Annotated in this window: 1 protein-coding gene; it reads right to left on the bottom strand. The window is 72.2% G+C overall.

Going from position 1 to position 432, the window contains the following annotated elements; all coding sequences use genetic code 11:
- Window positions 1-432 (bottom strand): hypothetical protein (locus tag AACY49_RS31280; protein ID WP_339528222.1); only part of this gene is annotated, 432 nt, incomplete at both ends.

Genomic DNA, 432 nt, shown 5'->3' with positions numbered 1-432 from the left:
CGAGCTCGCGCTGGAGCGCCTGACGCTGGAGATCGGAGATGCGCCGTTCGCGCAAATGCGCCCTGGCATCGGCAGCCGCGCGCTCCCAGGCCGGCCTGTGGCGGGCGGTGATGCAGGCGTTGGGACAGCGGGTCGGCTCGCACAGGGCGGTGAGCGGCTGCGCGGGATCGGGGGTCGTCACGCGCTTGAGGCAGAGCGCGGTCGCGGGATCGAAGAAGCAATCCGCAAGCGGGCCGACATGGAAGGTGCGCGCGACGCTGGCGAGCATGACGCGCAGACGGGCCCGATCGGCGATCATGGCGGACAAATGCCCGGGCTGAACGGCGGCCTCGTCGAGCGTCCGCGCGATGCGCGGTCCCGCCGGACCGCCAAGCGAAGCGCCGCCCTGCCGCCGGTCGAAATAGTCCAGCAGGTCATCGAGCTGGCCGAGCC

This window comes from Pseudomonas sp. EL_65y_Pfl2_R96, from assembly GCF_963970905.1.
Classification (GTDB): Bacteria; Pseudomonadota; Gammaproteobacteria; order Pseudomonadales; family Pseudomonadaceae; genus Aquipseudomonas.
This window is presented reverse-complemented; position numbering and strand designations above follow the sequence as displayed.